Source organism: bacterium, assembly GCA_021372775.1.
Taxonomy (GTDB): Bacteria; Acidobacteriota; Polarisedimenticolia; order J045; family J045; genus JAJFTU01.
The window spans coordinates 1-6,457 of record JAJFTU010000304.1; the positions used below are offsets into that span (position 1 = coordinate 1).

Annotated in this window: 5 protein-coding genes and 1 tRNA gene; 1 reads left to right on the forward strand and 5 read right to left on the reverse strand. The window is 75.1% G+C overall.

Going from position 1 to position 6,457, the window contains the following annotated elements; all coding sequences use genetic code 11:
• On the reverse strand, positions 1-1,057 hold a 1,057-nt coding region (locus LLG88_10515), incomplete at its 3' end, for a S1C family serine protease (protein MCE5247333.1).
• Between the two features lie 168 nt (positions 1,058-1,225).
• On the opposite strand from LLG88_10515, the gene LLG88_10520 reads away from it, so the two are divergent.
• Complete coding sequence (locus tag LLG88_10520) at positions 1,226-1,771, forward strand: hypothetical protein (GenBank protein MCE5247334.1); 546 nt, start codon at positions 1,226-1,228, stop codon at positions 1,769-1,771.
• Between the two features lie 68 nt (positions 1,772-1,839).
• Here the strand turns inward: LLG88_10520 and LLG88_10525 are convergent.
• The 4 genes from LLG88_10525 to LLG88_10540 all read right to left on the reverse strand — a co-directional run.
• Positions 1,840-1,915, reverse strand: a tRNA-Glu gene (locus LLG88_10525).
• A 299-nt stretch (positions 1,916-2,214) separates the two neighbouring features.
• Complete coding sequence (locus LLG88_10530) at positions 2,215-3,066, reverse strand: hypothetical protein (GenBank protein MCE5247335.1); 852 nt, start codon at positions 3,064-3,066, stop codon at positions 2,215-2,217.
• Positions 3,067-3,208: 142 nt separating this feature from the next.
• Positions 3,209-5,431: a hypothetical protein gene (locus tag LLG88_10535; GenBank protein MCE5247336.1), complete on the reverse strand. Its 2,223-nt coding sequence runs from the start codon at positions 5,429-5,431 to the stop codon at positions 3,209-3,211.
• 74 nt (positions 5,432-5,505) lie between these two features.
• Positions 5,506-6,457, reverse strand: a 952-nt coding sequence (locus LLG88_10540) for a prolyl oligopeptidase family serine peptidase (GenBank protein ID MCE5247337.1), incomplete at its 5' end; no start/stop codon positions are given.

Here is a 6,457-nt window from a genome sequence, read left to right on the forward strand (position 1 = left end):
AGTAGCGCGGCTTGCGGTCGTAGACGAAGGCCCGGCGCTCGCGGCCGGGGAGCAGCTTCATCGGGATCTCGACGTCGAGCCGCTTCCCGTCGCGCAGGATCCTCGCCTTGAGCTTCTCGCCGACCTGCAGCAGGTCGAAGAGGCGGCCGACGGAGAAGCGCATGCCGTCCATCTCGACCGAGCCGTCGTTGGCGACGACGCGGCCCTGCGCGGCGAGGAGGACGTCCCCTTTCCGCAGGATCCCCTCCGCCGACGAGCCCGGCCAGACGGTCTCGACGTAGATCCCCGACTCGCCGTCGGCCATCCCCATCCGCTTGCGGCGGGCGGGGCTCTCCATCGCCGAGCGCTCGACGCCGAGATCCGGGTAGCCGTCGTACTTCCCGTCGGCGACGTCGTCGAGGAAGTGCCTGATCACCTCGACCGGGATGAAGAAGCCGACCCCCTGCAGCGCCTGCGCCCCTTGGAACGCGACGCCGACGACCTTGCCGTCCTGGATGACGGGGCCGCCGCTGTTGCCGGGGTTGATCGCGGCGTCGGTCTGCACGGCCAGGTGCGCGTCGGCCGACGAGTGGGCGTAGCCCTGCGTCTCGATGCGCGAGACGACGCCGCGCGTCGAGGAGAGCTGCGCGCCGCCGGCGGGGTAGCCGTAGGTCTCGACCGTCGAGCGCAGCGCGGGCAAGCCGCCGAACTCGAGCGGCGGGATCTTGTCGAGCAGCGACGGATCGGCGAGCTCGAGCACCGCCAGATCGCAGTCGTGCCCGATCACCGCGACCTTGGCCGGATGCGGGTTGGGGTCGTTGTTGAGGAAGACCATCAGCAGCCGCGCGTCGCTGACGACGTGGGCGTTGGTCATGATCTTCTTGCCGGAGACGACGAAGCCGGAACCGCTGCCCGCCCTCGTCGGCTGCATGTCCCAAGGCGCCCACCAGTTGGGGCGCTGCGCGTAGTTGATGATGCGCGCCACCGAAGCCTCGATCGGCGCGGCGAAGGCGCCGGACGAGGCGGCGCCGGACGCGCACAGCAGCAGCGCGCCCACGACGGCCCAAGTTCGCTTCACGTTGTCTCTCCTTGCCCCCCGGCCGCGCCGAATGCGCGTCGGACCGGCAGATTGTAGGGCCGGTGGCGCCGTCCGCGGCGCGGCGCCAGCATCGATTTCGCGGCGCCGCTTCGGCGCGCCGCCGGCTTCGATTCGGCGGCGCCGCGCGCCGCGCGGAGGTCTCCCGCCATGCGACTCGTCCCGCCCGCCGCGCTGCGCGCGCTCCCGCTGGTCGCCGTTCTCGCGGCCCTCGCCGCCGCGCCCGCCGCGGCGGGGACGGCCGAGGTCTCGTTGGACGGCGCGGCCGTCGCCTCGTTCCTCGCCGCGCAACTCCCGCCGCCGACGAAAGTCGCCACGCCGCTCGGGACGATCACGGCCAAGTTCGTGGCCCCGGAGTCGGTCTCGTTCGTGGACGGCACGGTCGAGGCCCGCTTGGGGCTGCGCCTCGTCGAGCCGGGAATCGCCGGCGCTGCCCGCTTCCGCTTCCGTCCCGAGGTGGACGAGAAGGCGGGGGTGGTGCGGCTCGCGGTCGTGCGCGCTGTGGGGGAGGGGCCGCTGGCTGTCCTGCCCGACGTCGCCGCGCTGTTGCCCGCGCCGCGCCAGCCGACCGTGTTCCGCTGGGCGCTGGGGGCCAAGGACGGCGCGCGCACGCCGATGCGGGCGACGATCAGGCGGGTCGAGGTCCGCGAGGACCGGCTCGTAATCACCCTCGACGTCGAAGCGGGCGCGCTCTAGCGTCGCGGACCGCGTCCCAGAACGCGAAAAAGCGCCCGGAAGGGGCGCTTTTCGGCGTTCGCGGTGATTGGCAGGGCTACGGGGAGTCGAACCCCGGTTTCATGGCTGAGAACCACGCGTCCTGGACCCCTAGACGATAGCCCCGCGACGCGAACGTGGGGATTATAAGGACGGCGCCCGGCCTGTCAAATGGAAAAAACGGGAGCGGCCGAATCGCGCGTTCCGCGGCGCTCGACCCGATCTTCGGGGCCGCTCGCCCTCGGCCTCGACGCGCTCTTCGGGGCCGGCCGTCTGCGGCCTCGACGCGATCCTCGGGGCCTGCCGCCCTCGGCCCCGCCGCGCTCCCGCCGCCGCTCGGCGCGCCGCGCCTCCGCGTGCCCGCGGCAAACGAAAGCCCCCGTCCGCGTCGGCGGAGCGGGGGCCTTCGCGCGATCGGACGGGCGCTATTCGCCGGCGGGGTGGTCCGGCGCCTCGTCGTCGTTCGGCTCCGGTTCTTCGTCGAGTTCGACGACGCGCGGCTCGAACGAGGGCTCGGGCGCCGCGGGGGCGACCGGCTCGGGGGCGGACGGAACGACCGGCGTCGGTTCCGGCTCGGCCGGGACGACCGGCTCGGGCGCGGGCGTTTCGACGACGACCGGCGCCGCGGGGGCGACCGGCGTCGCCGGGATCACGCGATGGACGCGGACGCGCTTCGGCTTCGGCGCGGGGGCGGGCGCCGGGGTCTCGCCGGCGGTCGCCTGCGGGGCGACGTCTAGCGAGCGGCGGACGGTGGTGCGCGCGACGGTCGGCGCCTTCGGCTGCTTGACGGGCGGCGCGGCCGCGGGCTTCTGCAGCTTCACGCTGCGGCGCGTCGCGGTCTTCGCCGGGGCGCTCGGCGCGGTCTTCGGCGCGATCGGCTTCGGGGCGACGGCCTTCGGCGCGGCCTTCTTCGGGACGATCTTCTTCGGGGCGGCCGGCTTCGGGGCGACCTTCTTCGGAACGATCTTCTTCGCGGCGGCCGGCTTCGGCGCCAGCTTCTTCGCGGCGGCCTTCTTCGGCGCGGCCTTCTTGGGCGCCGGCTTCTTCGCGGCGGCCTTCTTCGGCGCGACCTTCTTCGGCGCCGGAGCGGCCTTCTTCGCGGCGGCCTTCGCCTTCGTGGGCGGCGCGACCTTCTTCTTGGCGGGCTTCGCGGCCTTTTCGGCCTTCGGCGCGGCCTTCTTCTTGGCCGGCTTGGCCTTGGCCGGCGCGACCTTCTTCGCCGTCTTCTTCACGCTCTTGGTCTTCTTGTCCCGGCTCGACGCGGCCTTCTTCGCCATCGAAAAACCTCCTTCGCTCTCGCGCGCGGTCTTTCGACCCGCTCGATCGATCATAGCAAAAGGGCGCGTATTCATCGCGCCTTTCGGGCGCCGAATCTTCGCTTCCGCCTCCGCGGGCCCTCTCGCCGGCGCGCGCGGACGCTCAGCGCCGCGCCCGCAGCCACGCGACGATCTCGGCCGAGGCGTCGACGTCGCCGTGGCCTCCGCCCTCGCGCCGCACGTAGGTCACGTCGAACCCCATCCGCTTGAGCTGTTCGACCCACGCGTCGGTCGGCCCGACCGGGACGACGGGGTCCGCGGCGCCGTGGATCACGAGGAACGGCGTGCGCGGCGTCGTCTTCTCGGCCATCGCCGCGACGTTCGCCTCGGGGGCGGAGCTGTAGAGATCGCGCGGCCCCGCCCCTTCGAGGATCGCCCCGTCGAACAGGCCGGGGCGCGCGAAGGCGAGCCGCCAGCCGGCGTAGCCGCCCATCGAGAAGCCGTAGAGGTAGACGCGCCGCGGCCGGCAGAGCTGCTTGGCGAAGGCGAGGGCGTCGAGGACGTCGTCCTCGGCCGGGCCGAGGAAGCGGTCGACGGGGTTGCGGCCGCGCGGCCCGACGACGAGCGGGGCGACGCCGCGGGCCTCGTAGGCGAGGCGCGCCACGGTGCGCACTTCGTCGTCGCCGGCGCCGTGGAGCGCGACGATCACGTCCCGCGGAACCGCGGGGTCGAAGCGCTCGGGCAGCGAGACCGTGAGCGGCCGCATCTCGCCGTCGCGGGACGAGGGAAGCGCGACGGCGTGGAGGCCGGGGGCCGTCAGCGGGCCGCGGTCGAGATCGGCCAGCGCGAGCCGCACCGCCTCCAGCGCCGCCGCCAACGGCGCCGGATCGTCGCGCGGGCCGAGGGCGCGGCGCGCCGCCTCGGCCGTCTCCTTGGCCAGCCGCAGGCCGCCGAACGTCGCGCGGCGCCGCAGGTCGTCGGTCGGCGGCGCGGCGAGCGCGGCTTCGGCGCGGGGGAGCAGCGTCTCGTCCGGCCGGAGGATCGTCTCCTCCCAGACCAGCGCCCCTTCGAGCACGGCGCGCAGGGTGAGCGTGTCCATTGCCTCGCGGGGCAGCGCGATCCGCTCTTCGATGACCTGCGCGCCGGGGCGGAGCTGCACTGCGCGGCGGCGGCCGGCGAGCCGGCGCCCTTCGCCGTCGAGGACCGCGACGTCGAGCTGCGCTACGGCGGCCTCCGGGGCGGCGGCGTGGATCCGCGCCTCGAGCGGCGCGCCGACGACCCGCGTCGGGATTTCGACCGACACGACGCGCCCGGTCGAGCCGTCGAGCTCGAGCGTCGTCGGCGCGAAGCGGCGCACGGCCGAAAGTTCGCCGTCGAACTCCGGATCGGGCACGAGGCTCGCGGCGGCGCGGCCGCGCGGCGTCGCGGCGACGACGACCACGTTGAGGCCGATCCGCCGATCGGCCAGTGGACGAAGCGCTCCGAGCGCCGGCCAGGGGAGGCGAATCTCGTAGACGGTGCGGCCCGCCGCTGCGTCGTTCTCGATCCGCGGCGCGAAGGCCGGGTGGGACTGCAGGCGCCATTGGCCGTCGATCGCGAGGAGCGTGGCGCGCGGGCGGCCGCCCTCGAGGTGGAAGCCCCACGCGTAGAACCGCGCGCCGGACGTGGGCGGCGCGCCGGGGCCCGTCTCCCGGGCGGGTGCGGCCGTCGCGGCGGCGGCTGTCTCCCGAGCGGGTGCGGCCGTCGGCTTGCCGCGCTCCGCGGCCGCCGCTTCCTCCGGCGCGGGGCGCTGGACGTTGACGACGAGGCCGTCGCCGACGCGCCAGCCGCGCGCGGCGTCGCGCGGCGGCGGTCCCTCGACGACGACCCGCAGCCGCAGCCCTTCGCTCGTCAGCGTCGCCTCGCCCGCCGCGCGCGGCGACCCGGCCGGGCCGCCGAGCGTGAACGGCGTCGGCTTCCCTTCGCGCAGCGTCAGGCTCTTCGCCCGCGCCGCCTCGTCGAGCCGCCGCTTGAGCCGAGCGAGGAGCGCCGCGACGCGCGGGTCGCCGCGGAGCGGGTCGATGTCGGCGTCGGCGGCGAGGAGCGCCGCGTCCTCGAAGCCGTGCGCCGCGGCGTCCTCCAACGCCGCGGCCGCCTCCGCGGCGCGCCCTTGGCGGGCGAGGACGCAGGCGAGGTTGTAGCGCGCGGTCGCGTCGCCGGGAAACGCCTCGATCCGGCGGCGCAGCAGCCGCTCGGCGGCGGGGAAGTCCCGGTTCTGGTAGGCGACCGCGACCTGTCGGTCGAGGTCGTCGCTCGGCGCGGTCGCCTGCGCCCGCGCGACCGGCGGAACGGCGGCGGCGAAGGCGCCGAGGGCGAGGATGACGGCGGCGGCGGATCGGCGGGGCATGTCGTCCCTCCTGCTTCGATGTCCGGGGCGCCGCGCGCCGTGGAAAAACCGCGGCGCGCGGCGCCCCGTGACTTCTACTTCGAAGACGGCGCGTGCGTTCCGAACCAGGCGCGGATTTCGGCGCGGGCGTCGAAGTCGCCGTGCCCGCCCCCTTCGCGGCGGACGTAAACGATGTCGTAGCCGAGCCCCTTCAGCTTGGCGACCCACGCGTCGGTGGGGCCGATCGGCACGGAGCGGTCGGCTGTGCCGTGGAGCACGAGGAACGGCGTCTCCTTGGCCGCCTTGCCGGCGAGCGGCTCGACGCTGGTCTCCGGACGGCCGGAGCCGGCGAAGTAGGGGCCGCCGCCGTTGACGATCGCGCCGTCGAAGACGCCGGCATGGCGGAACGGGATCCGCCAAGCGGCGAAGGCGCCCATCGAGAAGCCGTAGATGAAGACCTTGCGCGCCGGGCAGAGGGTCTTGGCGAGCTTCGCCGCGTCGAGGACGTCGATCTCCGTGGCGTCGAAGTACCAGTCGGAGAGGCCGCGCCCGCGCGGCGCGACGATCAGCGGCGCGAACGGGCCGAGCGTCGCGGCGACCTCGGCCACGATGCCCTGTTCGTCGACGCCGCTGCCGTGGAGGGCGACGACGACGTCCCGCGGGACGCTCGGATCGAACCCCTCCGGAATCCAGATCGTGAGCGGCTGGAGCGATCCGTCCACCGACGAGCGGACCGCCGCGAGGCGGGCGCCGGGGCGGACGAACGGACCGACGGACGCGTCGAGGTCGTTCAGCGTCGCGCGCAGCGCCGCGAACGACTCGGCGGCGCGCGCGGGATCGTCGCGCGGACCGGCCGCCTTGAGTTCCGCGGCGGCGGCGGCGCGCGCCAGCCGGAGCGCGTCGAGACCGGCGCGGCGGCGCGGATCGGCGGGAACGGGCGCGGCGAGGGCCTCGTCGGCGCGCGCGAGGAGCGCGCCGTCGGGGCGAAGGATCGTTTCGCGCCACTCGGGCGCCCCTTCGAGGGCGACGCGCAGCGTCATCAGGCCG